The following is a 26,997-nucleotide window of genomic DNA, read 5'->3' as shown; positions in this document are numbered from 1 at the left end:
ACTAGGAGGAACTACTCATGAATCAACCTATTTCACAACCTGTTGAAGAACAGGCACCTAAAAATGGAGGATTGGCGTTACTCGCCCTTGCCATTAGCGCTTTCGGCATCGGGACGACCGAGTTCGTCCCTGTCGGATTGCTCGCATCCATCGCAAGTGACTTAAACATCGGGATCACACTCGCGGGTCTCATTATTTCGGGATATGCCATTGGCGTCGCCGTCGGTGCACCGATTTTAACGGCACTGACGAACCGAATGAACCGCAAGACGTTACTCATGGCACTGATGGTCGTCTTTATCGGCGGAAACTTGGTCTCTGCCATGTCGACAAGTTTTGAACTCTTGATCGTCGCCCGCTTTATCACCGCGTTCTCGCATGGTGTCTTCTTCTCAATCGGAGCAACCATCGCCGTACAACTCGTACCACCGCATAAAAAAGCGAGTGCCATTGCACTCATGTTCACAGGTTTAACTGTCGCTACCGTCACAGGTGTCCCACTCGGTACCTTCATCGGTCAAGCCTTCGGATGGCGTGCCACATTCTTTGCTGTCGCAGCACTTGGTGTCGTTTCAATCATCGCCAGCTTCTTCTTGATTCCGAAAGATTTGAAACAGTCGCCACCGGCGAAGTTCTCAGATATGAAGAAACTGCTCACGAACGGTCGTCTCATGCTCGGATTCTTGATCACAGCACTCGGTTACGGCGGAACGTTCGTCGCGTTTACGTACTTGACTCCAATCATGCAAGACGTGACAAAAATCAGCCCGAGCTTGATCAGCGTCGTCTTACTCGTTTACGGAATCGCAGTCGCCATCGGGAACGCGGTCGGCGGAAAACTCGCCAATGAAAACCCGGCGAAAGCATTGTTCTATATGTTCATCGTTCACGCAGCGGTCATGATCATCATGTCGTTCATGATTCCGTTCAAAGTGGCTGGTCTCATTGCCATCGTCTTGATGGGACTTCTCGCCTTCATGAACGTGCCTGGACTCCAACTGTATATCGTGCAATTGGCTGAAAAATATGTACCCGCTGCTGTCGATGTCGCATCCGCACTCAACATCGCGGCCTTCAACATCGGGATCGCCCTCGGTGCGACAATCGGCGGACTCGTCGCCGATTCAATCGGACTCGTCCACACACCGTGGGTCGGTGGGATCATGGTCATCATCGCCGTCATCTTGACAGCCATCTCTCGTCGTTTGGAAGCAAACTAAGGAGGAGCTTATGTTCAACAATCATAAAAGCTACAACCGGATGTATCGGGAGGGCGAGCTTACGCTCGGCCTCCACATCCCTTTAGAAAATTTTAAAATGCGTACCCCGACACTCGAACGTCAAGTCGAACTCGCTCAAAAAGCAGACGACTACGGCTTCACAGCGCTCTGGTTACGGGATGTTCTATTAAAAGACCCGAACTTTTTAGACCCCGCCGTCGGTCAGATTTATGACATGTTGATCTACGGGACACATTTACTCGGTCAAACGAAAAACATCGCGCTCGGTACGTCCGCGCTCGTCTTACCACTCCGACATCCGCTTCGTTCAGCGAAGGAAGTCGCGACGATTGAAGCGTTATTCCCGGAACGATTGATTCTCGGAATCTCGTCAGGCGACCGTCGTGCCGACTTCAAAGGACTCGGAGTCGATCATCCGACACGCGGCGACCAGTTCAAAGAATCGCTTCGCGTCATGGAGCAGGCACTCTATTACAACTACCCAACGATTGACTCACCTTACGGGGAAGTTGAACAGGCAACGCTCGTACCACGTCCGAAGAAACGGATCCCGACAATGATCACCGGCTTCGCGCAACAGGATATGGACTGGCTCGGGGCGAACGGGGATGGATGGATGTACTATCCGCAGGCACCTTTCGCACAAAAACAAGCGCTTGACGCTTGGCGTGAAAGCGGTGAGGCACACGGTCGTGCTTTCCGTCCCTTCTCGATGCCGATGCATCTTGACTTGACGCATGACCCAGACGAGCCACCGACGCCAATTCGCCTCGGTTTCCGTCTAGGTCGCAACCACTTAATCAAATTGCTCGAAGCGTATCGTACCATCGGCGTGAACCACCTCTTCTTCGCCCTCTTCGACGGAGAACGTCCGGCTGAAGAAGTCATCGATGAATTAGGAGAATATGTGTTGCCGCATTTCCCACCCCTTGTTTGAGGTTTTCCCTTCATTTTCGAAATGAAGGGTTTTTTGTGAAGTGGAAGGGTAAATACAAATGAATCTATGAAAAGGAGTCCTCTCATGCCCTCTCATCATGAAAAGGTAGAAAAGATTGAACTGTTTTTTGACTTGGTATTTGTGTTTACGTTCATTCAACTCACATTGAAGCTCGAGCATCATCTCACATTCCATACGTTTTTAGAAGTTCTCGTCCTCATGGCCCTCATTTGGTACATCTTCGAGGGATATATTTGGTTGACGAACACGACCAAACTGACAAGAAGGAACCATCAAATCTTCATGACGCTCGGGATGATTGGCTTTATGCTCATTTCCGTCGCCATCCCAAAAGCATATGATCAAGATGGCTTCATTTTCGGACTTGGGTTTTTAGTGATTGTCGCCGTGCATTCGACACTATTCTTGTTGCACAGTAATGACGATACGAAAAAAGCGATGCTTGCCATCGTACCGTACAACGTCTCCTTTAGCATCATCATCCTCGTCGCTTCTCTGTTTGAGGGGAACGTACGCCTGATTGTATGGGGGATTGTTGCGATCGTTGCGGTATTAGGTCCTCTTGTACAGAAAAACAGAGGGCAGTTCGAAGTGTCGTCCTGGCACTTCCTTGAGCGTCATTACTTGATTCTCGTCATCGCTCTTGGCGAAACGATTGCGTCGACCGGTCGCGCTGCGATTGATGAGGATTTAACCTCGGATGTCGTTCTGACGATGATTCTTGCCCTTATGCTGACCGTTCTGCTCTGGTACTCCTACGTGAAGGACGATGAAGCAAGGGAGAATCGTTTTCAAGACATGCATACGGATAAACGAGATCAGACAGCCAAGGCCGGATTCTATTGGTCGCATCTTTCGATGTTCCTCGGCATCATCTTACTCGCCGTCGTCAAGATCACCATCGTGCACGATCCGATGCAGACACTCGATTTAGCACACCGGATCACGTTGTATGTCGCCATCGTCTTGTTTGGATATGGTGTCATTTACTTCAATCGTCTATTCTTCAAGGTGTCTTGGAAGCGACTTGCGGTTCTCGCGGTCCTACTCGTCATCCCACTCATCGCACCCTATTTACCGGCAACCCTACTCTTACTCGTGATAACCTTGATTTATTTTATCGCAATGATTGCCCCACTTCCGTTCTTGAAAACAAAGCAGAAAGAAACGTAAAACAAGCCAGAACCGGGATTCGGTTCTGGCTTGTTCGTTATCGGACTTCATTCTCCAATTGTTTCAACTTTGACGAGTAATACTCGATGATGTCACGGCGTCGGATGATGCCGATGAAGTATTTGCCGTCATCGACGACCGGCACGAAGTTTTGATCCGTGATTGCATCGACAAGTTCTTCGATTTGGGCCGTAATGGATACCGGCTTATAGCGAACGCGTTGCTTGATGTCCTTTAGACGTGTCCGGAGCACTTTTTCATAGTCTTCTTCCCCGCGAAGCTGTTCTGCGAGTGCCCAGAGTAAATCCCCCTCTGTCATCGTCCCGGCGTAAAATCCGTTCTCCGAAACGAGTGGGACAGACGTGAATCGATGATGTTTCATCTTTTCAAGTGCTTGTCGTACCGTTGATTCGGGGTCCAAATATTTGACGTCTTCTTTCGGATATAAAAAGAAAGCGATGTTCATTTAAATCTCTCCTCAATCTGTTAATCCACCCCGTTATTGTACCATGAATGGTAGGACAGGTTGAACTAAATCCATGTTCCTATTCTCTTTAATCATCCCCTTTCTCCTAAACGACACAAAAAAACATCGTGATTCTTGTCACAGCGATGTTTCGGTGCTTCAAAAAATTTGGAAGGGAACTCCAATTGATTTATACCCGTTTTAGTTGATTCTTATCCGTCCAGACACACAAAAGGCCCCCATGAGGAGGCCAAAGTTTATTGAACAAATTGCAACAGTGTATCGTTAAATTTCTCTCGTTCATCGAGTACCGTACCGTGCCCACTCTCTTCAAAACGTTCAATCCGTGCGTTTGAAATACCCTCTTCCATCTGTTCGGCAAACTCAAACGGACAGATTTTATCATGTACACCGTGAATGATTAACGTCTCTACATCAATCTTCGGCAAGGCATCGCGCAAATCTTCGTCTCGAAGCGCTTTTGCCGAGGCAATCGTCCCGTGACTCGAAGCAACGAGCGCAAGATGGTGGAACCAATTTTGCATCGGTTTCGAATGTTCTTTCTCGAAGAAGATTTCCCCGAATCCTTCGAGCATCTTCGGCCGATCGGCTCGTGTATCGTCAATCAACGCGTCGACTTCGTCCGTCGTCATCCCGTACGGATAGTCTGAACGTTGTGTGAAAATCGGTGCCGCTGCTCCCGCCAACACTAACTTTTTCAGACCATCCTCTTTATAGTCGGCCGCGTAACGAACAGCAATCGCGCCACCCATCGAGAATCCGACGAGTGTGAAGTCTTTTAAACCAAGGCCGTAGACGACCATATGCACGTCGGATGCCATCGTCTCATAGTCATACCCCGTCGCTGGCGCATCAGATTTGCCGTACCCTCTAAAGTCGATTCCGATATAGCGATAGCCTGCCTCAACGAGCGCATTCTTCTGATACTCGAACATGTTGTTGTTCGCCGGCCAACCGTGTAAGAAGACAATCGGCTCCCCAGAACCGACATCCTCCACATATAAGTTTGTCCCGTCATGTGCTGTAATATACCCCATCATCCAACCTCCACATTTTTAATTGATTGTAAATACTCACAACCTACTTGTTCCCGTTTCCAACCCTTAAAAACCTTCTCATGTGTCACGCCAGAGCGATTCTCCTTTTAAGTACCCTTCGATGGCTTTCGCCCCTTCTCGTAACACCGCTTCCCGCCAAGACGGGTCGTCTGGATAAAACATCGCCATGAACTCGTTTTGAATCCCGTTACGCGCTTCGGGATCTTTCGTCCCTTCAAAATACAGACGATTCTCTAAAATGATCGTCAAAAACTCGCGGATGGAGGCTTTCGTCGACGTTCCGAACGTCCCGAATTCGAAGAGAGCCGAGACAAGTCCTTTGTCCGGATACTCCGTGTCTCGTACATAGTAGAAGTGGTTCGTCGAGTCCCCGAGCACTTCATCTGGGTCATACACTTTCACGTTGTCGAGACCGTATGCCTGTTTCAACTCGTCTTCGGTGCGACCGTCCCGCTTACTGATGACCATCGTCACTTCGTTTGTCGGACCGAGTGCGGTATGCCAATCGAGATGGACCACTTTCTCGTAGCGTTCCAGTAGATCATGTTGAATGCCTTTCAAGAAGATGGCTGACGGTTCGTCTTCTTCTCCCCCATAGTACACACCTTTCGGGAATTGGTACTGTCCCATCCCTTTCGCTCCACTCATCGCTTTGAATCCGTCGAGCTTAATGCCAGAGCCGAGGAACGAATAAATCTGTTCACGCGCCTCATGGTAGTCGTCAATCACTCCGTCCGGTACGAAGAGATGGCGCATCAGCTCATATTCACGGTTCACGTTATATGGGACAGATTCACGATTGATCACATAGTTCCGGTTCAAATCGACATTATGCTCGTTGACCCGGCGGAAGTGTTTCATTCCCCACGGATTGACGGCATGGATGAGACAAAGGCCTGTCGTTTCATGTCGCAGTTGTGGCAATTGTGTGTGAACAAATTGATGCGTCACCGCGGCACCTGCATATCCTTCAATTCCATGTTCCCCGATGGTCATGAGAAGTATCGCTTTTCGATCTCGTTTCGGTTCGCCTAAGATGATGTCGACGCTTTCGTCCCCAATCGAATGCGTTAACAGCTCCGCTTTCGGATAAAAGCGTTTCACCTCCGGCAACAAATTGATGAACTTCTCTCGCGACTCTTCATAGGATGATGAAAAATACTGGCTCATCGCACTCTCCTCCATTCTTTTCTCTCTACTCCATTCCCATCCTACGGCAATCTAAAAACGCCTCCTGAAACAGGAGACGTTTCGAGTCAAGGTGTTCGGATTCGTTTCGTATGTTGACGCCGGAACGCCATCACGTAGAAAATCGGACCAATCAAGACGGCACCGAATAACCAATAGAGACCCGCGTTCGCATACAATCCTTCAAACGAACGGAACACCCAAGCGAGGACCGTGAACGCGACGATCAGTTCGACGGTCCACAACAATCCACGGCGAACCGCTAGGAGAATCGTATTCGTTTTTTGGAAAAAGGCTGCGACGAAAGCAATCAAAAATGCTGGGAAACTCGAGAGCCACAACATGCGATTGAGTGAGGACTCAGCAAAGTATGAGTTTCCGAGAGAGACGGTGATGAGGAAGTGCACCAATATAACGAGCAAGACGACCATCCATCCGACGAAGACATCACGTTCCATTTTTCTCATCACAACCAGCTCCCTTTCTAAAGAGTTGAATACTAAGTATTTACCCGCTTTTTCAGCCTTCTCTTCCGCTTCTATTAAAAAAACGCATCCTCATTTCAGAATGCGTTTCACGTATTATCCGACCAACTCCCGTGCCCATGCTTTTGCACGTTCGAGCTCGCCTTCTTTCAGCATCTCCGTCTCCCCATCAACCAAGAACGATTCTTTTTGAACGTTCGTCGCGCCTTTTTCAACCATTTCCCCTTCGACGCGATTGACCGCATGACCGAACCAGTCGATGATTTTACCGAGAATCGGATTCTGTTTTTCTTTGACGACACTCGTATCAAACGCAGCCGTCCGCTTCCCGCGAAGCGCATTGTCCGAGATTCCGTCTAGAAACACTTTAATGTCCTCCGTCTCATAACCCCCATGTGTTGGTGAACCGATGACGACAAGGTCGACGTGCGCCAAGTCGCCAAGACCGATATTCAACACATGTTCCATGCGCGCCTCATGCTCTTTCGAAAGTTCTTCCTGCATCGCATGGGCAATCTTTTCTGTATGACCATACAGTGAATCAAAAATAATCAAAATGTTCATCATGAATCCCCCTTTGCCGAACGTCTCTTTATCCCCTTCCCATTCCAACGTGCGTTCATGCTTCTTTTTTGTATAGTGAACTTCGCTTGAAGAGCGTCCAACTCACGATAACAATGCCGAGTACGAGCAAGATATAGCCGAAGAACGTGACAAAGTTGCGCGTGTGATAGGGTGCTTCGAATCGGTATTCCGCCCGCTTCCATTCCGAGCCGTCCTCAACCGCAATGACGTCTTCAACGGGCTCCCCGACGACTTCACGATACACCGTCCCGATTGGATATCCGTTCGAGGCATTCCCGTAGTAACGTCCCGTCTCATCGTTGACCGTTGTTTCCACTTCACCGATCACTTCACCGAGCGAATCCTCACCTATTATCGTATCAAGCACTTCATATGCATTTCGGTCGAACACGACAAATGTATATGCCCAGGAAAGGGCGGATACGGGAAGCGCAATCGATATAGCGAAAAGAGTCAGAATCATGAATCGCCTCATTTAAGACTCCAGACGAACGTCGCCGAATCACTGACATTGATGTCATCTGGTTCGAATTCGGGCATCCGCGATTCAGAATAGACGTTGTCCTGGCTATAGAGAACGTTTGTAGGCGAGAATACGTGAATCTCACCCCATGTGTAATCGATCTGAAGCAAGTCCCCTAGTTCTGCACCTGCTCCTTTCGCAAGGAGTTCCGCTCGTTTCCGCGCATTCTCCGCAGCACTCACCAATAGCTGATCTTCGATTGCATTCGGGTCTTTCATCGTGAAACGAATGGAGAGCGTCGGATTTGCCCGGGATTGACTGATTTGTTCGATGACGTCCGATAGTTTTGACGTATCGAGTGCAAATTCGAGCTTCGTCTTCTGCTTACAGACATATCCGACAAATCGCGACCGGTAATTTTCATCTCGATCACGATAGCGCTCGTATTCCGTATCGATGGAAAAGTCACTCGTTTTAAGGTCCGTTTTGTCAAAACCTGCGCGAGAGATGGCTATTTGAAGATGTGACACCGCAGTTGCCGCCTCGGTCATCGTGTCTTCGTAACGCGGTGCTTTTGAGACGAGGTCCATGTGAATCACAATCAAATCTGGTCGAGATGAGACATTCCCCGTACCTTTTACCGTAATCTTTCGTTCCATATCGTTCTCCCTCCTAATAATATGAGATGTAGATTATTCTGATACATTAAATCGTGAGATCATCCAACGTTCTATTCCATCTAAAGAATTCATATCTTGCAATGACGGATAAGCATCCCATTCAAACAACAGTCCGTCCGGGGTATCTAAAAACAGATAACGCTCCCCGTCCGGAAAACCGTAATCCGCAATATCTTTCAGTCGAAGCGTGGCCCCGTTTTGTTCCCAGATGAATTCGTCATCATATGGAATTGGCATAAAGATGCCCTCCATCCCTTGACGTACGTGTGAGATGACGCTCGTATGCTCTGTCAGTTCCATTCCTCCGATTGCATCGGCACGAACAACCAGTTCTTGCCCGACTTGCACATCCCCCCGATACACATCTGACACATGAATCGTGATGAGGGACTGATATTCGGTCTCCCCGTTGAAATCAATCTCAATTTGCTGGATGTCCGCGACTGTCCCTCTGATCACGACCGGATTCCACCGCGAAAAGAGTTCATCCTCTGTCATGTCCATCAAGTTTTCCTGGGAAGTACCTTGCCTTATTTCTGATTCATCAACGATATGAACCGAGTTTGCCGTCGAATCCGTGGATAACGGCATACGTTCATTCCAAATATTCGATGTGAAGAGCATGAATCCCGCAGCGGTGGCGAGTAATAGTCCCGCCCCCCATTTGAGTCGTTGATAAGGTCTTCGCTCTATCATCATGGATTCCTCTATAAAGCGGTCATCCACTTCCCCAAGTAGTCGAAGCAACTGTTCATTCTTCATACGCGAATCCCTTCTGCTTCAAGCGCTCGCTGTAATGCATCACGCGTTCGCTTCAGCGTCATTTTGACATGGCTCTCCCCGAGTTGATGGTTTTTCGCAATTTCTTGAATCGAGTGAAGATAAAAATAACGTTGCATGAACATCATTCTCGTCTGTCGAGGAAGGTCTGCAAGAAATACATTCAATAGGTCGACGATGTCTTCGTCTTTCATCGACACCGTGAGGACATGTTCTAGTTCTTCATAGACGAGCGGTACTTGTCCACCACCCCGTTTTTTCGCATGATTCTTCTTATAGCGTTGCAGCGAGAGATTCCGAACAATCTTCGTCAAATACGCCCCGAGTCGAAACGGACGTGTCGGCGGTATTGATTCCCATGCTTTCATATATAAATCATTCAGACACTCTTCCGTATCTTCATGATTTTGTAGAATATTGTAGGAAACACGATGACAATATCTCCCGTATTTCTTTTTCGTGGCAACAATCGCATATTCGGATCGCTCCCAGTACCAATCGATGATGACCTGGTCATCCATCTATTTACCCCCTCCTCGTAACCCTCTACCACTATAGATCCCAATCGGCTATTCTTCGTCACAACATGCTAAAAAAACCTCGTCGTTGAGACGAGGAGTCGAAGCGCTTATTCATCATTTTTTCCAAATCGATACGGCAAGTCCTCCGATATAGCCAACCATCGCTCCGCTTGCGATGCCGTATGTCAGCTGTATATCGAAGAAAAACGAGAGGATTACACCGAGTGTTGTCCCCGCAATCAATCCAAAACAAATGATACAGTCCTTCCATTCTCGTGAATCCATCTTGCTCCTCCTTACCAATCCGTTCAATCTGACGACTTCATTTCCCCTACTGCTTTAAGACCTTTCAACGTTTTCATTTTCCGTGTGTGATGCTGGACGGCATAGGCCAACACGGCGACAACAACTATATTTAATAGGATTGTCCATTTTGCAACCGGATTCGATAAGTTCGCTAAGACGACCACAAAGTTGGCGAGCAAAACGGTTCCATACAGTTGGATGATTCGATTTTCACGCTGAATCATCGAGTCAAAATCCGAATACAATTGGAACGGTCCGTCGCTCGTCCGCTTTCTTAAAAAGACCCAGCGATAGGATGTGTCGACGACCTCAATCCCAACTTCATCCAGGAATGCCATGTAAGCTTTCGAATCAGGATGAGAGGGCAGTTCTCGTAACAATTCAATTCGATATGTATACATCCCTGGTTCGACTGAACGAAAGCGATATCGCATGAAGCGAAACGACTCGAGAGCCCATCCCTTTTCTGCCATCTCATTGAGCCATTTTTCTTCTTTTTCATAGTCGAGAAATATGCGATACATGGTCTTCGTCTTCATGTTTCCAACTCCTTCGTCCACTCATGACCGTGCCGCACCAATTCTTCTAATCGTTTTAATTCGATCTGAAGTGCTTCTCGACCAGCATCGGTGATCTCGTACTCTTTTTTCCGTGCCGTTCCTTCAAGTGCTTGAATCCATCCTCTTTCAACTAAACTACTGAGAGCTCCATATAACGTACCGGGCGCGAGCTGAACTCGCCCATGACTCAACTCCTGGACAAACTGCATCATGCCGTACCCGTGCCTCGGAACTTGAAGGGACAACAATATATAATAAACCGCCTCGGTTAGTGCGCCTGTACTCGACTGTTGTGTCACGTATCCTACTCCTTTATATCGTGTTTCGTTATATCGTCATCCGATATATCAAAATTATCCTATTTTTGGTTATTAGGCAAGAGAAAATGCCAAAGAATCATTTCTTTGGCATTGCTTTATGATTCGTCGAGTTCAGTTGAAGCAAGCTCATACTCGCGTTGACTTGGTAGCACTTCTTTTTTCTTCTTCGGAAACGTAGCGTCGAACGCCTCTACCTCGGCTTCTTCTACTTCCAATCCCTCTGTAAATACGGCGAAGCCTTGAAACCCATCTAGCGCCCCTTCATATAAAGGTAATACGAGCAGTCCTTTATAATATTGTCCGTCCGGCATCGCAATACCGTATCGTTTTCCACCTACGAAACCATATGGTTCATAATGATATGGATACCCGAGTGTCAGGATTGCACGGTAACCAAGCGATTTCGCATGCTCGATCGAATGCGTAATGAGATGTCTGCCTACGCCTTGTCGATGATACTTCGGATCGATGAAAACTGGACCGAACGTGATGGTATTAACCGACTTCTCTCCATCTACAATTTTCGACTTCGAGTAAAAGATTCCGCCAGCAAGTTCCCCGTCTACCTCGATGACCCATGACAATTCAGGCAAGTAATCTTCATGTTTTCTCAATTGATGAATCGCATAATGCTCATGACATCCTGGGAAATACAAGTTCCAAAACGCTTCCCGCGCAATTTCTTCGACACGCCGCTCATCTTCCGGTCTTTCTTTTCGTATGTTGATCATTCGCCTCACTCCTCTCTCGTTTAGTATACAAAAAGGTCCAGCGTTCGCTGAACCTCATCGTTTATTCGGCAGCGAATGCTGCCTCTTCTTCATGGTATTTCTCGACGAAGGCGTCGAGCAACGCTCGTACTTCATCCGTCGATTTCGTTTCCATCAAGTTATGACGGAGCTCGCTCGCCCCGCGGAATCCTTTGACATAAATCTTGAAGAAACGGTGCAAGTTCGAGATTGAACGTGGCACGTCCTCTTGGAATTTGTCTTGAAGGTCCAGTTGCAAACGCAATAGATCGAGATGTTCTTCCATCGAGTGTTCGCGCGGCTCTTTCTCGAATGCGAACGGGTTCTTGAAAATCCCACGACCGATCATGACACCATCGACCCCGTATTTCTCAACGAGTTCGAGTCCCATTTGACGGTCGAGGATATCTCCGTTGATGGTGATGAGCGTATCCGGTGCAACCTCGTCACGAAGCTTCACGATGTCCGGAATCATTTCCCAATGAGCGTCGACTTTACTCATCTCGTTGCGCGTGCGCAAGTGAATCGACAAGTTGGCGATGTCTTGTTTCAAGAGATGCGTCAACCAGTCGCGCCACTCGTCGAGCTTCGCGAAACCGAGACGCGTCTTGACGCTGACCGGGAGTCCGCCGGCTTTCGCTGCTTGAATGAGCTCAGCCGCGACTTCCGGACGGAGAATGAGGCCACTCCCTTTCCCACGTTTTGCGACGTTCGGGACCGGGCATCCCATATTGATATCGAGTCCTTTATAGCCCATCTCGGCCATCCCGATACTCATCTGACGGAAATATTCCGGATTGTCTCCCCAGATGTGGGCGACCATCGGCTGCTCGTCTTCCGTGAATGTCAAACGGCCACGAAGGCTACCTTTCCCTTCAGGATGGCAATAACTGTCCGAGTTCGCAAATTCTGTGAAGAAGACGTCCGGGCGTCCCGCATGAGCGACGACATGACGGAAGACGACATCGGTCACATCTTCCATCGGGGCAAGTATAAAGAATGGACGCGGAAGGTCGCGCCAAAAGTTTTCTTTCATCGTAAAATCAGTTCCTTTCATCCATACAGTCCAACAAAATCACTCATCTATTCTATTATGTCTGTCGGATTGTATCAACTGACATTACTCATGATTCGTTTCTTTCGAACGAATGAGCTGAAAAAAGTGTGGGAATCCTTCGGTCAACAAATAATGAAGCACACGATTCGTGTATTCCGGTTCAATCGTTCCCGTCCGGAGTAGCGTCTGGAGGACCATTCCATCAATTCCGGCCATCGTCCACGTGGCGACCGCCCGAGTCATCGGTCCTTGTTCGACATCATAGGCTCGTACAAAAATCGCCTCAATTCGTGTGATCCAGTCTTCATACTTCTCTTTGAATTTCTGTTGAATGTCCTCATTTCCAATCATCGCTTCATGGGCGAGATAAAACTGAAGTCGGCTCTCCGCATCTTTTTGAAGGCGCTCCTGCATGCCTTCGTAGATTTCTTGGATGATCACCGCAGCTTCTTTCTGATCGTCATGAGAGACACTCTCGATTCGTTTGACCTCTCCGAGTCCTTCGTCCATCACGTCATATAGAATCGCCTCTTTGGACGTATAGTAATGATAAATCGCGCCCGTACTGAATCCGGCTCGCTCTGCGATTCCTCGAAGCGTCGTGCCTTTGATGCCTTGTTCGACGATGATTTCACGCGCGGCTTGTAAGATTTTTAACTTCCCTTCGTTCATCATCATCTAGCACCCTCCTCTGTTCTCATCGCTCATTATATCATAATGATGTGGCGAACTTTCGACACTTCCCTGTGAGCTACCAACTCAGATTGACAGCGCTTTCAATATATTGTTACACTTTTCACATAAACATAACGAACGTTCGGTATGTTTAGTCATTGCATTTATTTCTAGTCATTTCATTTCTGAAAGGAGTGTTGTTTTATGTTTTTCTTCGAGTCGATTCCTTGGTATAACGTCGTCATGTGGTTCGTCGTACTTGGTCTTTTAATGGGTTTGAACGAGTTCGTCCGCTCCGGAAAACGGGCGAGTCAACTCATGTTCATGGCGTTACCGATTGCGTTGACCCCGATCTGGTTGTTTGTCGTCGATTCCGAAATTACATCATGGTTCCACTGGGTGAAGGTATACTCGGCACTCGCCGGCGCACTCATCTACATGGTCATCCGCTTCACAAACTACCATAAGAAACATCCTTGGTATTTAGTACTCGTCCCGGCTATTCTTGCCATCAATATCATGGAGGCCGTCATTCGGGAGTTTCAAGTCGGCATCATGGGATTTGATGGAGTCGTCGATGGAATGACTTACATCTCCGGTGGTTGGAACTATATCAACGCCTTCGCCGGGATTTTGAACATCCTCACGATTTGCGGATGGTTCGGTATCTTCGCGACGTCCGGTAAGCGAGTCGATATGATTTGGCCGGACCAGACGAAACTGTGGATCATCGCCTATGGCATTTGGAACATCTCTTACGTCTACTCTTGTGCACCGGGCAATGCATTCTATTCCGGCTTCGCCTTGAACATTGCCGCAACGATTCCTGCTCTTCTTTGGGCGAAAGGGACATGGATGCAAAACCGTGCCCAGACACTATCGATTTGGATGATGTGGGTCATGACCTTCCCTTATTTCTTTGCGGTCGGCAGCACGTTCAACGTGAGTGTCTCGTATAATCCAGCAGCGAACTGGACACTCGCACTCATCAGTCTTGTCCTCAACGTCGTGCTCGCCATCATGCAGGTGTCACGTATGATCAAACGACGTCTCAACCCGCTGAAAGACGAACTGTGGACCGATACCGAAGAATACAAGCGAGTCGATGCATTACGTGAAACAGAATCGCCTAATCCAAAGTCAGCATGACAACACCCCATAGTAGATGGAATTCGAATTCCGCTACTATGGGGTGTTTTTTTATAGGACTCCTTTGTAATCGTAGAGAATATAAACACGAAAGGATGATGACAATGATTTTGTGGATCAACGGCGCATTCGGTTCGGGTAAAACCACATGTGCTAGTATACTTCAGAAACAATTACCGAACGCATTTCTCTATGACCCGGAGCAGGCTGGATTTTTCATTCGGAATCAATTACCGGAGAGCCTTCAGCAATCTGATTTTCAACATCACCCGGAATGGCGTGAGTTCAATTATCGAATGCTTTTGAAAATCGCAACGTCCTTTGATGGGGTTATCCTTGTTCCGATGACACTCATTGACGCAACGTATGTAGATGAAATCATCGGACGACTTCAACGGGAAGGCGTCGATGTACGACATATCATTCTCGAAGCAAATCGACGGACACTCGTGAAACGATTGAATAAACGTTTCGAGTGGTTCAACTCTTGGGGGAAATCTCAAATCGACCGCTGCCAATCCGCATTCGAATCTGACATCCATGCAGAAAAGATTGTAACGGATTATCAATCAAAACAAGATGTCGCGAGAGCAGTCGCTCAGCATGTAGGACTTACGCTTTCTTCAAAGTGATTCAGATTCATACATTTCTTCCACGGGTTCGTCTTCCCATTGGATGACGAGCTCGCTTGCATGGGAGAGATTCAATTCCACCGTCTCACATGTCGTATCCGTCAACCACATGCAGCGGAACAACAGCTGGCGGTAACCATACAACTCATCGACAATCTCGAACCGTCCACGTTTTACAAAGTGACTCAACTGCTCAATCGGACACACAGTATAAGTCGATTCATCAAATCGTGTAAGTGAAGAAGAATCTCGATCCACCTTCGAAATCGTCACGGTGGCACGTCCTGTCCACACCATTTCTTTCTTGAACAAATCACGGATTCCATCTGCAAATACGAGACGGATCGTCGAACCCATCACGGTCGCTTCTGTGATGACGGCATCATGTAAGGAAAGCGGGACGTTACGGTTTCGAATCGTATACTGTTTCATTCAATCCCTCCTTTTCTGAAACACATAATTCTCCACTTGTTTCGTATATTGGGGACCTTTCATCGTCTTCTTCACTTCTGCGATATCGACGACTTTCCCTTTCGGCAATTGGAAATACTCGTCGAGCCCCGTCTGAACGAGTTCATTCGCACTTCCTATAACTCCAATCAATTCGAATGCCTCATCAAATCGTGCCAATGTCGCGTCTCCGTGACTATCATTGCAAAGCAAGATGCCGCCCGGCTTCAAATAGTCCTTCGTTGCCTGACCGACAAATCCAGCATACTGGGAGATGATCAAATCGACCGGTTCAATGTCGAGCGGCTGTGTATAGTCTTGACCAAAGAATTCAATCGTACACCGCTCATCATATTCTTTTCGTTCATTCACCAATTCCTGTACCATTTCGAGGTTCTTGAAGAAACGAATCGTCCCTTTGAAACTGTCAACATAGATGACGTGAGGGATGACAAGGGACGGCGCGATATCAACGTGACTTCCAGGATATAGCGCCCTCTTCACGTCGAAGGTGCTCGCAATCGTTTCGTACACTTGTTTTCGGTCACCAATTTTTTTTGCATACGCCTCATACATGTCTGACACTTGTTCACGGTTCATCTGGACCCTCCTAGTATAAGTATCCGAGCAAGTCGAGCTTTCCATCGGTCCATCGTTTGTCTCCCACCTGACGAATCATTAATTCTTCAAAACGTGCTTCCCCAATCCCACGTGTTGTTTGATTCTCGTCATCAATTTGAAACCATGTGCATGTATTTGTTACAGCGCGAAATCCAATTCGCTCGTAAAGCTCTGGTCGGTCTGCGAACAACAGGAGAAAATCGATTGGGTACTCTTCCCCAAGGGCAATGACTTTTTCCATTAGCGCCCGTCCGACGCCACGTCCCCGAACTTCTTCCCTCACACATAAATCGATGATGCCGAGCACGTGAATCGGAGTTCCATCCATATTCATCACACGAAAATCCAAGCCGACCTGTCCGATGATTTGTTTGTCTTCATACGCAATCAGTCGGAGATGGGGCAATTGCTTGAAGTAACGACGATTCGGATAAATGGAAGGAAACGCGTGTTGCAAGAGCTCAACCAGCTCCTTATCCATCGATTCTGAAAGGGTCATCTCGAGGTGCTGCTCGATTCTCATAGCCCCTCTCCATCTTGTTGAATGCGTTCGTAGCGAACGATACTGACCCCGTTCGGCATCAACTGTTGCTCGACTACATCAAGCTGAAGTGGCAAGATGTTTCCATCTGGGAAAAGACGTTTTCCGGAACCAATGATAATCGGATACATGATCAATCGGTATTCATCGATTAGATTGTTTGCAAGTAATGTATGGACGAGTTCACTGCTACCCCATACATGTAAATCCGGTCCGTCCTCTTGTTTGAGTCGTTTCAATGATTCGACCGGTTCTGTCAGAAACGTCGTTGATTCCCATCGTGCATCCTCTGATTGCCGCGTAACTACATATTTCATCGCACGATTGGCTTCCGGCCATACATCATCGTGATTCGGCCAATAGCTCGCCCACTGGTCATACGTTTTTCGACCAAGCAACAGATCAAACTCACTGTGCATCTGCGTTCGAATCCAAATGCCAAGCTCTTGACTCGAAAACGGCTCCGTCCATCCCCCGTGCATGAAATCCCCGCTCACGTCCTCTTCTTTTCCACCCGGTGCTTGAATGACACCGTCCAATGACAGATGTTCCAGAACAATAATCTTCCTCATCTCCGACTCCCCTTTCGGCTGATTGCAAAAAAAGCCCCCGATTGAATCAATCGAAGGCATCATACATTCATCTTATTCTACTTTCTCCATCCACGCCACCGTCTCCACATGCGCCGTATGCGGGAACATGTCGACCGGTGTCACTTCCATCAAGCGATAGCCACGGTCGGCGAGGTAACGCATATCGCGCGCCTGCGTCGCAACATTACACGAAACGTATACGATTCGCTTCGGTCCCATCTCGACCATCGTCTCGAGGAACGACTCGGCACAGCCTTTTCGTGGCGGGTCGACGACAATCACGTCTGGGTTCACGCCATCTTTCTTCCACTGTGGAAGCACATCTTCCGCCGCACCACATGCGTACGTCACGTTATCGATTTCATTGACGAGCGCATTCTGTTTCGCATCCTCGATCGCTTCTGGAACGACTTCAACGCCATACACATGAGCCGCTTTCCGAGCGAGGAATAGACTGATTGTCCCGATGCCGCAATAGGCATCGACGACTTGTTCCGTACCTGACAGTTGTGCGTACTCAAGCGCCTTCCCGTACAACTTCTCCGTTTGGACCGGGTTCACTTGGAAGAACGAGTGCGGAGAAATCGTGAACGTGAGTCCTGCGATTTTGTCCTCAATCGTCTCATGACCGTAGAGCAACTTGTTCGTCGCCCCGAGGATGACGTTCGTCTTGTCCGGGTTGACGTTTTGCATGATTGACGTCACGTCCGGGAGACGCTCGACGATGTCCGCGACAATCTCATTCACACCTTTTAATTTCGTCGTCTTCGTGATGAGGACGATCATCAGTTCACCCGAGTGGTACCCGTAACGGGCCATGACGTGACGGATGACCCCACGTCCTGTCTTCTCGTCATACGCTGGCACGCCACGTGCGTCCAATACATCACGTACGACTTGGATCGCCTTGTCATTGCGCTCATCTTGAATCAAACATTCGTTCATCTCGACGATGTCATGCGAACGAGGACGATAGAAGCCCGAGACGAGACGGTCTCCTTCTTGTTTGAACGGGACTTGTGCCTTGTTGCGGTAGCGCCAAGGTTCTGGCATCCCAATCGTGTCATGGACCGGTACATCGAACTGGCCGAGACGCTTCAACGCATCGACGACGCGTTCCCGTTTTTGGCGAAGTTGTCCTTCATAGCTAAAGTGTTGCAGCTGGCAGCCGCCACATTGATAAAAGATCGGGCACGGTGGCTCGACCCGGTCGGCACTCGCTTCTTTCACATTCAACAATCGGGCGAACCCGTACTGCTTGTTCGTCTTCGTCACGACGATTTCGACCGTCTCTCCTGGCAACGCGTTCGGGACGAATAGCGTATAACCATCGACACGTGCCACACCCGCTCCTTCATGGGTCAGGTCGTGGACGTGGACATCGAGACGATCATTCTTTTTCACTGGTAGCATACGAATGCTCCTTCCATTGCAAATAGGAATGACTGATGTCGTCATTCCTATCTTTTCACTCTGCTTTATCTAGCGAAACATTGAACAATTGCTTGATCATCTGTTCGCGTTCATATTGTGCATTCAAATCTTCCATCTCGCGGATCCGAGCGTTCGGTGCGAGCACCGTCAAGTGGCGGAACAAGTTCCGCATCTCACCTGTGCACTCCCCGCCATACTCCCCGTCGATGTTCAGACTCATCGGCTCGGTCGTCTTCATCTTGACGCGGCTCGTCTTCACATGTTCGACGAGCGAGCTCGACAAATGTTCCCCGCGGAGGAGAAGACGGACGACATGGATGAATTCGAACAAATTACACTTCCGAAGGATGAACAAGTCGAACAACCCGTCATTCAACGACGCGTGCGGTGAGATTTTTTCAAATCCACCGACCGAGTTCGAGTTCGATGTGAGGAAGACCATGACTTCGCCTTGGAATGTCCCTTCATCGTGCTCGAGTTCGATGTACGTCGGTTTGATGAGTGGCAGTTTCTCCATTCCCTTCACGTAATACGCGAGCTGTCCGAGTGCCGTCTTCAACTTCGATGGCACCTCATACGAGAGCTCAGTCATGATTCCACCGCCGGCGATATTGATGAAGTAGTGGATATCACCTTTCTCGCCTTCAATCTCACCGAGGTCGACCGGCATCTCGAACCCGTCACAAATGACGTCGAGTGCGCCGACGACGCTCAGTGGAATCCGCATCGCCCGGGCAAAGTCGTTCGTCGTCCCGACCGGAATGAGACCGATTGTCGGACGATTCTCAAGCGGTGCGAGCCCTGAGATGACTTCATTCAATGTCCCGTCTCCACCTGCGGCGATGATGAGGTCGAACTCGGCCGCTGAGGCCCGTTTTGCTTCGAGCGTGGCATCACCAATCGCTTTCGTCGCATACGTCGACGTCTCATAACCCGCATCCTCGAGGCGGTTCAAAATGTACGGGAGTTCCCGTTTGATCACTTCTTTACCAGATGTCGGGTTATAAATGACCCGCGCACGTTTCCGTTGCATATTGATTCTCTCCCCTGTGCTCAACTCGAGCGAAAAGCGAGACACAAGTGTCTCGCCGCCTGCTTAGCGTTTCGCGATCTCTTCGTGGAACAAGCCATCGAGGAGTGCCGGGTTCGCCATCCCTTTCGTCTGTTTCATGATTTGCCCGATGATGAAGCCTTTCGCACGGTCTTTCCCGTTCTTGAAGTCTTCGATCATTTGCGGGTGTGCCTCGAACAATTCGAGGATGTAGCCGCGGAGCAAGTTCTCGTCCGAGATTTGGGCGAGACCGTTCGCTTCGACATACGCTTTCGGCTCTGCGCCCTCTTCCATCATCGCTGTGAAGACACGCTTCGCAATCTTCGATGAAATCGTCCCTTCCGCGATCAAGCGGATGAGTTCTGCGAGTGCTTCTGGCGTCAACTTCATCGTTTCGACCGTTTCATTCGACTTGTTCAAGTGACCGAGTACTTCACCCATGAGCCAGTTCGCTGCTGCCTTCGGTTCAGCTCCAGCCGCTGTCGTCGCTTCGAAGAAGTCCGAGAACTCACGCGTCGACGTGAGAGCTTTCGCGTCGTATGCCGAGAGACCGTATTGGCTCATGTAGCGTTCACGACGTGCTGCCGGCATCTCTGGAATCGTCGCGCGAATGCGCTCTTTCCACGCCTCATCGATTTCGAGACGGACGAGGTCCGGCTCTGGGAAGTAGCGGTAGTCCGCTGCCCCTTCTTTGACACGCATGAGAATGGTCTTTTTCGCCGCTTCGTCGTAACGGAGCGTCTCTTGACGCATGACGCCACCTGAGAGAAGCAATTTGCGATGACGCGTCTCTTCAAAGTCGAGTGCCTTCAAGACGTTCGAGAACGAGTTCAAGTTCTTGAGCTCTGTCTTCGTGCCGAACTTCTCTTGCCCGAATGGACGGACCGAGATGTTACAGTCACAGCGAAGCGACCCTTCTTCCATCTTGACGTCCGAGACGCCAGCGAACGAAAGGACCTCTTTCAAACGTTCGAGGTATGCGACCGCATCTTTTGGTGAACGCATATCTGCTTCACTGACAATCTCGATGAGCGGTGAGCCGGTCCGGTTGAAGTCGACGACCGAGTGCTTCTCACCCGTGTGGTTCATCTTCCCAGCATCTTCTTCCAAATGCACGCGCTCGATGCGGAATCGTTTCATCTCGCCATCGACTTCGACGTCGACGTGACCGTTTGAACCGATTGGCTTGTCAAACTGCGAGATTTGATACGCTTTTGGCGTGTCTGGGTAGAAGTAGTTTTTACGGTCAAATTTTGTATCTGTCGCAATCTCACAGTTGAGTGCCATCGCCGCTTTGATGGCGAGGTTGACCGCTTCTTCGTTCAATTTAGGCAAGACGCCCGGGTGTCCGAGACAAATCGGACACGTCTGTGTATTCGTTTCGGCACCGTAAGTGCGTGAGCAGCCACACCAAATCTTCGACTTTGTGCTCAGCTCGGCGTGCACCTCGATCCCGATGATCGTTTCAAAGTTCATCGTACGTCCTCCTTAGAGCTGTGGCATCTTGAAACCGCCGTTTGCTTGTTCAAAAGCATGGGCCACGCGGTAAAGTGTTGATTCATCAAAGTAGTTCCCGATAATTTGAAGACCGACCGGAAGACCTTCTGAAAGACCTGCCGGGACCGAGATCGCCGGAATACCGACCAAGTTGACCGGAATCGTCATGATATCGTTCGCATACATCGTGAGCGGATCGTCGAGCTGTTCGCCGAGTTTGAACGCTGTCGTCGGAGCTGTTGGTCCAACGATGGCATCATAATCTTCGAACACTTTCGCGAAGTCCTGCTTCATGAGGGTACGGACTTGTTGTGCTTTCTTGTAGAACGCATCGTAATAACCAGAGCTGAGCGCATATGTCCCAAGCATGATCCGGCGTTTGACCTCGTCACCGAAACCTTGTTCACGCGAATACGTGAACACTTCGTCGAGCGTGTCCGCTTCGGCACGACGTCCGTAACGGATTCCGTCGAAACGAGCCAAGTTCGAAGAGGCTTCCGATGATGCGAGCAAGTAGTAAGCCGAGAGCGCGTACTTCACGGACGGAATCGAGACCGTCTCGATCGTCGCACCGAGAGACTTGAGCGTCTCGATCGCTTTTTCAATCTGTTCACGGACGCCTGGCGCGACGCCTTCTGCCATGAACTCTTCCGGGAGGGCAAACTTCATACCCGTCAAATCCTGGTTGAGCGCTGCCGTATAGTCCGGCACCTCGACTTCGGCTGACGTCGAATCCATGTCACAGTGCCCCGCAATCGTATTCAATAAGTAAGCATTGTCTTCAACGGTACGCGTGAGCGGGCCGATTTGGTCAAGTGAAGACGCAAAGGCAACGAGGCCGAAGCGTGAGACGAGACCGTATGTCGGTTTCATCCCGACGACACCGCAATACGCGGCTGGTTGACGAATCGAACCACCCGTATCCGAACCGAGGCTAAAGAGGACTTGTCCAGCTGCGACCGATGCCGCTGAACCGCCTGAAGAACCTCCTGGTACACGTGTCGGGTCCCATGGGTTACGGACCGGTTTGAACGCCGAGTTCTCGTTCGATGAACCCATCGCAAACTCGTCCATGTTCAACTTCCCGATTGTGACGGCACCAGCGTCATGAAGACGCTCGACGACTGTCGCATCGTGGGCCGGGACGAAGTTCTCGAGGAATGTCGATGCACATGTCGTGCGCATCCCTTTTGTGACGATGTTGTCTTTCACACCGATTGGCATCCCGAAGAGCGGGTCGTCTGATGTTTTAGCGAGCTCATCCATGCGTTTCGCTTGCTCGAACGCATCTTCATTGAGCGTCAAAAACGCACCAATTTTGTCATCTGTCGCTTCGATGCGGTCGAACGACTCTTTGACGAGGTCCGTGACCGTGACTTCGCCTTCTTTTAATAGCGTATGCAGCTTCGCTACACCGTGGTCAAATAAACTCATGAAAGGCCTCCTTACTCAAAGACCGCAGGGACACGGACTTGACCGTTCTCCCAGTCAGGTGCCATCCGTTCGACTTCCTCACGTGGAAGCGATGGACGAACCTCGTCTTTGCGTAGTACGTTTTTCAAATCTAGGGCATGGGTCGTCGGTTCGACGCCCGTTGTATCCAGCTCATCGAGTTGCTCGGCGAACTCGAGAATTTTTGTCAATTGCTCCGTGAAGTGCGTCACTTCTTCATCCGTGATCGCAAGTCGGGCAAGTCCGGCAACGTGCCGAACTTCAGCTTCTGTAATACGAGCCAAAATTCCCACCTCCAACAGTTTTCAATACATCGTTCATTATCATACCACTTTTTCATAAGACAAAAAAGGAAATCTATCTCGTTCTAAATTGTCTCATTTTTATGAAACTAGGGGAATCCTTCCCGAATATTGACCCGCTTTCAAAATCAGCTATACGGTCGAAGCGCGATTCTGATTATGCTTAGGATAGAAACGATTCTTTAAGGAGGAATCATATGTCGATCCGAAATAAATTGATCACCGCTTTCAGCATCATGTTCGTTTTGCTCCTCGGTGTAAGCGGTTACTCTTGGTATGCTTTGAACTTAGAAAAGGAAGCACAACATGATATGACCGTCTCCTGGGTACCAGGGATGGACCAAATCCATCAAGTCGATAAACAATTGCTCGAACTCCGTCGTCACTTGCTTCGTCACGCCCTCGTCGACGATGCGGTGACGAAACAAAATATCGAGCGAGACATCCAAGCGTCCGTCGCGATTTTAGAACAGCGGATGGATGGTTATGAAGCGACAATTATTATGAAAGAGGATCAACAGCTCTTTGATGAAGCCAGTGCGAACTGGAACGACTTCCAGACTGTCATGAATGAACTCATCCGCATTTCCAATGAGGAAGGGACAGAAGCAGCCGAAATTTACATTCGCGATACGGCTACCGCAAGCGCGGACACCCTCTCGAACTCTCTCGGACTTCTCGTCAACTTGAACCGTGAAGAGATTCAAACGGACACGGCTGCTGCGGCTAAGATGTTTGAACAAGTCCAACTGACACTTCTGATCGTTCTCGGGGTCGCGGCCGTTATGACGATCCTCATGATGCTCTTCATCTTCCGTTCGATTTTTGAACCACTCAAAGAGTTCAAGACGAAGATGCGTGAACTCGCGACGAGCGAAGGCGATTTGACGACGTCGATTCCCGTGAAGCGTCGTGACGAGTTCGCCGGACTTGCCCGTGACTTCAATCAGTTCATCGCCAATTTACGTCAGTTGATTCTGCAAGTGAACGATGTGACAACGGGCGTGACGAAACAATCAAACCATATGTATGACGAATTGAAAGAGCTCGATACGTATATGACGACGACCGCCGCGACAACGGAAGACTTGACCGCCGGCATGCAACAGACGGCTGCGAGCGCGCAAGAGATGAACGCGTCTGCGTCGGATATGGAACGGACGATTCATCATATCGTGACGATGGCTGATGAGCGAAAAGTTGAAGCCAAACAAATCGATGAACGTGCCCTCTCTCTGAAGTCACATGCGGTGGAAGCGAAAGAGAACGCCATCAGCGTTCTGCAGTCGACACGCACGAACTTAGAGAAAGCGATGCAAGACGCCAAAGCTGTCCGTGAAATCGCAACGCTCACGAACGATATTCTCGACATCGCTGCTCAAACGAACCTCCTCTCCCTCAACGCTTCGATTGAGGCAGCACGTGCCGGTGAGGCCGGGCGTGGATTCGCCGTTGTCGCTGATGAGATTCGAAAACTTGCCGAGACAAGCCGGGCGACCGTCGAACGCATCCAGGCCATCTCGACGACCGTCCTCCATTCGGTCGATCATTTGAATGAGAGCTCAGGTCAGATGCTTCACTTCCTCGATACGAACGTGTTGAAAGACTATGACCAACTCGAGGAGGCGGCCGGCCAATATAGCGAGGACGCGGGACGTTTTGAGACGACGGCGACCGAGTTCGCCGCTGCCGCGGGTGAGCTTGAGCTATTGACGTCGAATATGATCGGCGTCATTCAAGACGTGGCAACGACCGTCAACAATGGTGCGCTCGGGACTCAGGAGATTGCTGAAAAAGTGACGATGTCCGTCGATCGCTTCGCTGAATTGAACCGTGCGACCGAACAGTCACAGCAAAAGATGGAAGAACTCGATTCATTGATTCGCCAATTCAAGGTATGACAAAAACCCGCCGACACGTGCTGTTCGGCGGGTTTCTCATTAGGCGGCAGACTGCGCCGCTTCTTTTTTTCGTTCGAGTTCGAATCGTTTTGTCTCGGCGACGACGACACCTGACAGGAACAAGAGTCCAATCAAGTTCGGAATCGCCATGAGACCGTTGAACACATCCGAGATGGACCAAATCAAGTTCAAGTTCGTCGTCATCGCACCGAGTCCTGCGACTAAAATATAGAGGACACGATACGGGACGATCACTTTTTCCCCGAGTAAATAGTACGCGGAACGTTCCCCGTAATAACACCAGCCTAGGACGGTCGAATAGGCGAAGAAGACAAGGGAGATTGTCACGATGATTTCACCAATCGGTCCTAGGAAATAGGCGAATGACGCTTGCGTCAAGGCAATCCCTTCAAGTCCTTCTGTATATTGACCACCCATGACAATCGTGAGTCCGGTGATCGAACAAACGATGAGCGTATCGATCAACACCTGTGTCATCGAGACGAGTGCTTGTCGTCCCGGGAAGTCTGTCTTCGCTGCCGCGGCCGCAATCGGTGCAGATCCGAGTCCTGCCTCGTTAGAGAACACACCGCGCGCGACCCCGTAGCGAATCGCGGCACCTAACGCACCCCCACCGATGGCTTCGGCACTGAATGTGCTCGAGAACATCGTCGATAAGGCACCCGGTACCAATTCAAGGTTCATGATGAGAATCACGAGCCCACTCCCGACATATGCAAAAATCATGAACGGGACGAAGATCCCGACGACTTTCCCGATCGATTTGACACCACCTAAGATGACAAATGCCGTGACCGCCATCATGACGATCCCTGTCACAACCATTGGGACGTTGAACGAGTTGTTCAAGGCGAGACTGATCGAGTTCGTCTGTACCCCGTTCCCAATCCCAAAGGCTGCGACCGATGCGAATAAGGCAAACAACATGCCGAGCCACTTTTTCTTTAGCCCGTGTTCTAAGTAATACATCGGTCCCCCGGCAATTTCGCCTCGTTCATCGACGACACGATATTTGACCGCCAGGATGGCCTCCGCATACTTCGTCGCCATTCCGACAAAACCGGATAACCACATCCAAACGACTGCGCCCGGTCCCCCGAGGACGATTGCCGTTGCGACACCGACCATGTTTCCGGTACCGACCGTGGCCGCTAATGCCGTCATCAATGCCTGGAAATGCGAGATGTCCCCACGTTGTTTCTTCTTCGGTTTCTCATTCTTTGGAATAAAGGCCTCTTTCAAGCCGACACCAAGCCTCGTCACTTGAATAAAGCCGAGACGGACGGTCAGGAAGATTCCTGTCCCGACGAGTAAGATTAATAAATGTGGCCCCCAGACGAGATTTGATAAACTCGACAGCCAACTTTCAATTTGATTCACTGTGTTGCTCTCCTCCTACGTTCTTGATTTGAGCGCTCTCCCTATATTTTTCAGAACATTCACAATCGAGTCAAGGTGGACTACCTAAAGAAAGCGTTTTCAAAACGTTATATAATTGTAATATTTTCCTTGAACCCTTGTTCTCATACGCTTTTTAAATTTTATTTCGAAATATGATTGTAATATACCTCAAAACAAAAAAAGACCACTCAAGGCGGTCTCGGGATGTTGACGAACCAAATCGTATTTTGAGATTTGGTTCGTTTTTTTTATGTTCAACGAACTTAAGGCACTCTGTCCGACAAAAAATTGAAGAAATGCTATGTAGGTGGCTCTTTCTGGAAAACAAGTTGACCAGCTTCTTTATGTTTTGTGCGGTGGTTGCCTCCAGATTGGCGCGCTGGACCTTCATGGCCCCCTGTACAAGGGGGCACGTGGAACTCTTTCTCGTCGTCCGATAGGTGAGGCGCTGTCGCATAAGCATCAGGTACGTTTACCGGGTCTTGCGGAACATTCCTTTCCTCCCGCCGAATCGCCTCCGGTTCGATAAAGGGAGAAACTCGCCTTATTTCCGCGTGTAGATTCGAAACAAATAGTATTAGATTTCTTCTGCATTTACCTCAAGTTATTGTTCGAGGTGATCAAAGCGGAGAACTTTTGTCTTCGTGTGATGTTGCATCGATTCAT

General features: G+C 49.3%; 31 protein-coding genes. 6 read left to right on the top strand and 25 right to left on the bottom strand.

All coding sequences use genetic code 11. The annotated features are described in order from the left end of the window. Positions 1-17 precede the first annotated feature (17 nt). From ACQKD4_RS03010 to ACQKD4_RS03000, 3 genes are all read left to right on the top strand, one after another. Positions 18-1,220 (top strand): MFS transporter, encoded by a 1,203-nt coding sequence (locus ACQKD4_RS03010; RefSeq protein WP_224861817.1) that lies wholly within the window; start codon positions 18-20, stop codon positions 1,218-1,220. A gap of 10 nt (positions 1,221-1,230) precedes the next feature. After that, the gene (locus tag ACQKD4_RS03005) at positions 1,231-2,178 is read left to right on the top strand and encodes an LLM class oxidoreductase (RefSeq protein ID WP_427372449.1); all 948 of its coding nucleotides are present in this window, start codon (positions 1,231-1,233) and stop codon (positions 2,176-2,178) included. A gap of 84 nt (positions 2,179-2,262) precedes the next feature. Continuing rightward, on the top strand, positions 2,263-3,372 hold the full coding sequence (locus ACQKD4_RS03000; RefSeq protein ID WP_427372448.1) for a low temperature requirement protein A: 1,110 nt from the start codon (positions 2,263-2,265) through the stop codon (positions 3,370-3,372). A 37-nt stretch (positions 3,373-3,409) separates the two neighbouring features. On the opposite strand, the gene ACQKD4_RS02995 is transcribed toward ACQKD4_RS03000, so the two are convergent. From ACQKD4_RS02995 to ACQKD4_RS02925, 15 genes are all read right to left on the bottom strand, one after another. Continuing rightward, the gene (locus tag ACQKD4_RS02995) at positions 3,410-3,838 is read right to left on the bottom strand and encodes a CBS domain-containing protein (protein WP_074033810.1); all 429 of its coding nucleotides are present in this window, start codon (positions 3,836-3,838) and stop codon (positions 3,410-3,412) included. A gap of 257 nt (positions 3,839-4,095) precedes the next feature. Continuing rightward, positions 4,096-4,899 carry an alpha/beta fold hydrolase gene (locus tag ACQKD4_RS02990; RefSeq protein ID WP_274664509.1) on the bottom strand — a complete coding sequence of 268 codons (804 nt, stop codon included), beginning with the start codon at positions 4,897-4,899 and terminating at the stop codon, positions 4,096-4,098. Between the two features lie 75 nt (positions 4,900-4,974). Then, entirely contained in the window at positions 4,975-6,087 is a 1,113-nt protein-coding gene (locus tag ACQKD4_RS02985; protein WP_427372447.1) for a M14 family metallopeptidase, read from the bottom strand. Positions 6,088-6,173: 86 nt separating this feature from the next. Continuing rightward, entirely contained in the window at positions 6,174-6,572 is a 399-nt protein-coding gene (locus ACQKD4_RS02980) for a hypothetical protein (RefSeq protein ID WP_214874696.1), read from the bottom strand. Between the two features lie 114 nt (positions 6,573-6,686). Then, a complete protein-coding gene (locus ACQKD4_RS02975; protein ID WP_427372446.1) occupies positions 6,687-7,154 on the bottom strand; it encodes a flavodoxin family protein in 468 nt (155 codons plus the stop codon). A gap of 55 nt (positions 7,155-7,209) precedes the next feature. Continuing rightward, a complete protein-coding gene (locus ACQKD4_RS02970; RefSeq protein WP_427372445.1) occupies positions 7,210-7,638 on the bottom strand; it encodes a hypothetical protein in 429 nt (142 codons plus the stop codon). 8 nt (positions 7,639-7,646) lie between these two features. Continuing rightward, positions 7,647-8,297: an SIMPL domain-containing protein gene (locus ACQKD4_RS02965; protein WP_427372444.1), complete on the bottom strand. Its 651-nt coding sequence runs from the start codon at positions 8,295-8,297 to the stop codon at positions 7,647-7,649. A gap of 33 nt (positions 8,298-8,330) precedes the next feature. Further along, entirely contained in the window at positions 8,331-9,080 is a 750-nt protein-coding gene (locus ACQKD4_RS02960) for a hypothetical protein (RefSeq protein ID WP_427372443.1), read from the bottom strand. After that, positions 9,077-9,619, bottom strand: coding sequence for an RNA polymerase sigma factor (locus ACQKD4_RS02955; RefSeq protein ID WP_427372442.1), 543 nt, complete (start codon positions 9,617-9,619; stop codon positions 9,077-9,079). The genes ACQKD4_RS02960 and ACQKD4_RS02955 overlap by 4 nt, the downstream gene beginning before the upstream one ends. A gap of 114 nt (positions 9,620-9,733) precedes the next feature. Then, entirely contained in the window at positions 9,734-9,904 is a 171-nt protein-coding gene (locus ACQKD4_RS02950; RefSeq protein ID WP_224861835.1) for a hypothetical protein, read from the bottom strand. A gap of 23 nt (positions 9,905-9,927) precedes the next feature. Beyond that, positions 9,928-10,464, bottom strand: coding sequence for a DUF2812 domain-containing protein (locus tag ACQKD4_RS02945; RefSeq protein WP_427372441.1), 537 nt, complete (start codon positions 10,462-10,464; stop codon positions 9,928-9,930). Continuing rightward, positions 10,461-10,784, bottom strand: coding sequence for a PadR family transcriptional regulator (locus ACQKD4_RS02940; RefSeq protein WP_214745790.1), 324 nt, complete (start codon positions 10,782-10,784; stop codon positions 10,461-10,463). The genes ACQKD4_RS02945 and ACQKD4_RS02940 overlap by 4 nt, the downstream gene beginning before the upstream one ends. 116 nt (positions 10,785-10,900) lie before the next feature. Then, positions 10,901-11,536: a GNAT family N-acetyltransferase gene (locus ACQKD4_RS02935; RefSeq protein WP_427372440.1), complete on the bottom strand. Its 636-nt coding sequence runs from the start codon at positions 11,534-11,536 to the stop codon at positions 10,901-10,903. Positions 11,537-11,597: 61 nt separating this feature from the next. Next, positions 11,598-12,590 (bottom strand): tRNA dihydrouridine synthase, encoded by a 993-nt coding sequence (locus ACQKD4_RS02930; protein WP_427372439.1) that lies wholly within the window; start codon positions 12,588-12,590, stop codon positions 11,598-11,600. Between the two features lie 84 nt (positions 12,591-12,674). Further along, on the bottom strand, positions 12,675-13,289 hold the full coding sequence (locus ACQKD4_RS02925) for a TetR/AcrR family transcriptional regulator (protein ID WP_214745787.1): 615 nt from the start codon (positions 13,287-13,289) through the stop codon (positions 12,675-12,677). Positions 13,290-13,490: 201 nt separating this feature from the next. Between ACQKD4_RS02925 and ACQKD4_RS02920 the strand changes: the two genes are divergently transcribed. After that, positions 13,491-14,435, top strand: coding sequence for a DUF5692 family protein (locus tag ACQKD4_RS02920; RefSeq protein ID WP_427372438.1), 945 nt, complete (start codon positions 13,491-13,493; stop codon positions 14,433-14,435). Between the two features lie 104 nt (positions 14,436-14,539). After that, entirely contained in the window at positions 14,540-15,067 is a 528-nt protein-coding gene (locus ACQKD4_RS02915; RefSeq protein WP_427372437.1) for an AAA family ATPase, read from the top strand. On the opposite strand, the gene ACQKD4_RS02910 is transcribed toward ACQKD4_RS02915, so the two are convergent. The 9 genes from ACQKD4_RS02910 to gatC form a co-directional block, all read right to left on the bottom strand. Beyond that, on the bottom strand, positions 15,059-15,499 hold the full coding sequence (locus tag ACQKD4_RS02910; protein WP_427372436.1) for a hypothetical protein: 441 nt from the start codon (positions 15,497-15,499) through the stop codon (positions 15,059-15,061). The genes ACQKD4_RS02915 and ACQKD4_RS02910 overlap by 9 nt on opposite strands. Then, the gene (locus tag ACQKD4_RS02905; RefSeq protein WP_427372435.1) at positions 15,500-16,117 is read right to left on the bottom strand and encodes a hypothetical protein; all 618 of its coding nucleotides are present in this window, start codon (positions 16,115-16,117) and stop codon (positions 15,500-15,502) included. Positions 16,118-16,127: 10 nt separating this feature from the next. Next, entirely contained in the window at positions 16,128-16,661 is a 534-nt protein-coding gene (locus ACQKD4_RS02900; protein WP_427372434.1) for a GNAT family N-acetyltransferase, read from the bottom strand. Beyond that, positions 16,658-17,251 (bottom strand): dihydrofolate reductase family protein, encoded by a 594-nt coding sequence (locus tag ACQKD4_RS02895; RefSeq protein WP_427372433.1) that lies wholly within the window; start codon positions 17,249-17,251, stop codon positions 16,658-16,660. Before ACQKD4_RS02895 ends, ACQKD4_RS02900 begins: the two co-directional genes overlap by 4 nt. A gap of 72 nt (positions 17,252-17,323) precedes the next feature. Continuing rightward, positions 17,324-18,685, bottom strand: coding sequence for a 23S rRNA (uracil(1939)-C(5))-methyltransferase RlmD (rlmD, locus tag ACQKD4_RS02890; protein ID WP_427372432.1), 1,362 nt, complete (start codon positions 18,683-18,685; stop codon positions 17,324-17,326). A gap of 55 nt (positions 18,686-18,740) precedes the next feature. Then, positions 18,741-19,739, bottom strand: a complete 999-nt coding sequence (locus ACQKD4_RS02885) for a diacylglycerol kinase (RefSeq protein WP_214786002.1) — start codon at positions 19,737-19,739, stop codon at positions 18,741-18,743. Positions 19,740-19,802: 63 nt separating this feature from the next. Then, positions 19,803-21,233 carry an Asp-tRNA(Asn)/Glu-tRNA(Gln) amidotransferase subunit GatB gene (gene gatB, locus ACQKD4_RS02880; RefSeq protein WP_214745758.1) on the bottom strand — a complete coding sequence of 477 codons (1,431 nt, stop codon included), beginning with the start codon at positions 21,231-21,233 and terminating at the stop codon, positions 19,803-19,805. 12 nt (positions 21,234-21,245) lie between these two features. Continuing rightward, complete coding sequence (gene gatA / locus ACQKD4_RS02875; protein WP_427372431.1) at positions 21,246-22,688, bottom strand: Asp-tRNA(Asn)/Glu-tRNA(Gln) amidotransferase subunit GatA; 1,443 nt, start codon at positions 22,686-22,688, stop codon at positions 21,246-21,248. Positions 22,689-22,699: 11 nt separating this feature from the next. After that, complete coding sequence (gene gatC / locus ACQKD4_RS02870; RefSeq protein ID WP_012727041.1) at positions 22,700-22,990, bottom strand: Asp-tRNA(Asn)/Glu-tRNA(Gln) amidotransferase subunit GatC; 291 nt, start codon at positions 22,988-22,990, stop codon at positions 22,700-22,702. A gap of 215 nt (positions 22,991-23,205) precedes the next feature. On the opposite strand from gatC, the gene ACQKD4_RS02865 reads away from it, so the two are divergent. Next, on the top strand, positions 23,206-24,909 hold the full coding sequence (locus ACQKD4_RS02865) for a methyl-accepting chemotaxis protein (RefSeq protein WP_427372430.1): 1,704 nt from the start codon (positions 23,206-23,208) through the stop codon (positions 24,907-24,909). Positions 24,910-24,948: 39 nt separating this feature from the next. Here the strand turns inward: ACQKD4_RS02865 and ACQKD4_RS02860 are convergent, their stop codons facing one another. Beyond that, on the bottom strand, positions 24,949-26,310 hold the full coding sequence (locus tag ACQKD4_RS02860; protein WP_427372429.1) for an alanine/glycine:cation symporter family protein: 1,362 nt from the start codon (positions 26,308-26,310) through the stop codon (positions 24,949-24,951). Between the last annotated feature and the right edge of the window lie 687 nt (positions 26,311-26,997).

It is taken from the genome of Exiguobacterium sp. NPDC077395 (assembly GCF_050269125.1).
In the GTDB taxonomy this organism is placed as follows: Bacteria; Bacillota; Bacilli; order Exiguobacteriales; family Exiguobacteriaceae; genus Exiguobacterium; species Exiguobacterium aestuarii_A.
The sequence above is the reverse complement of the archived record's forward strand: the minus strand, read 5'-3'. Positions and strand labels throughout refer to the sequence as shown.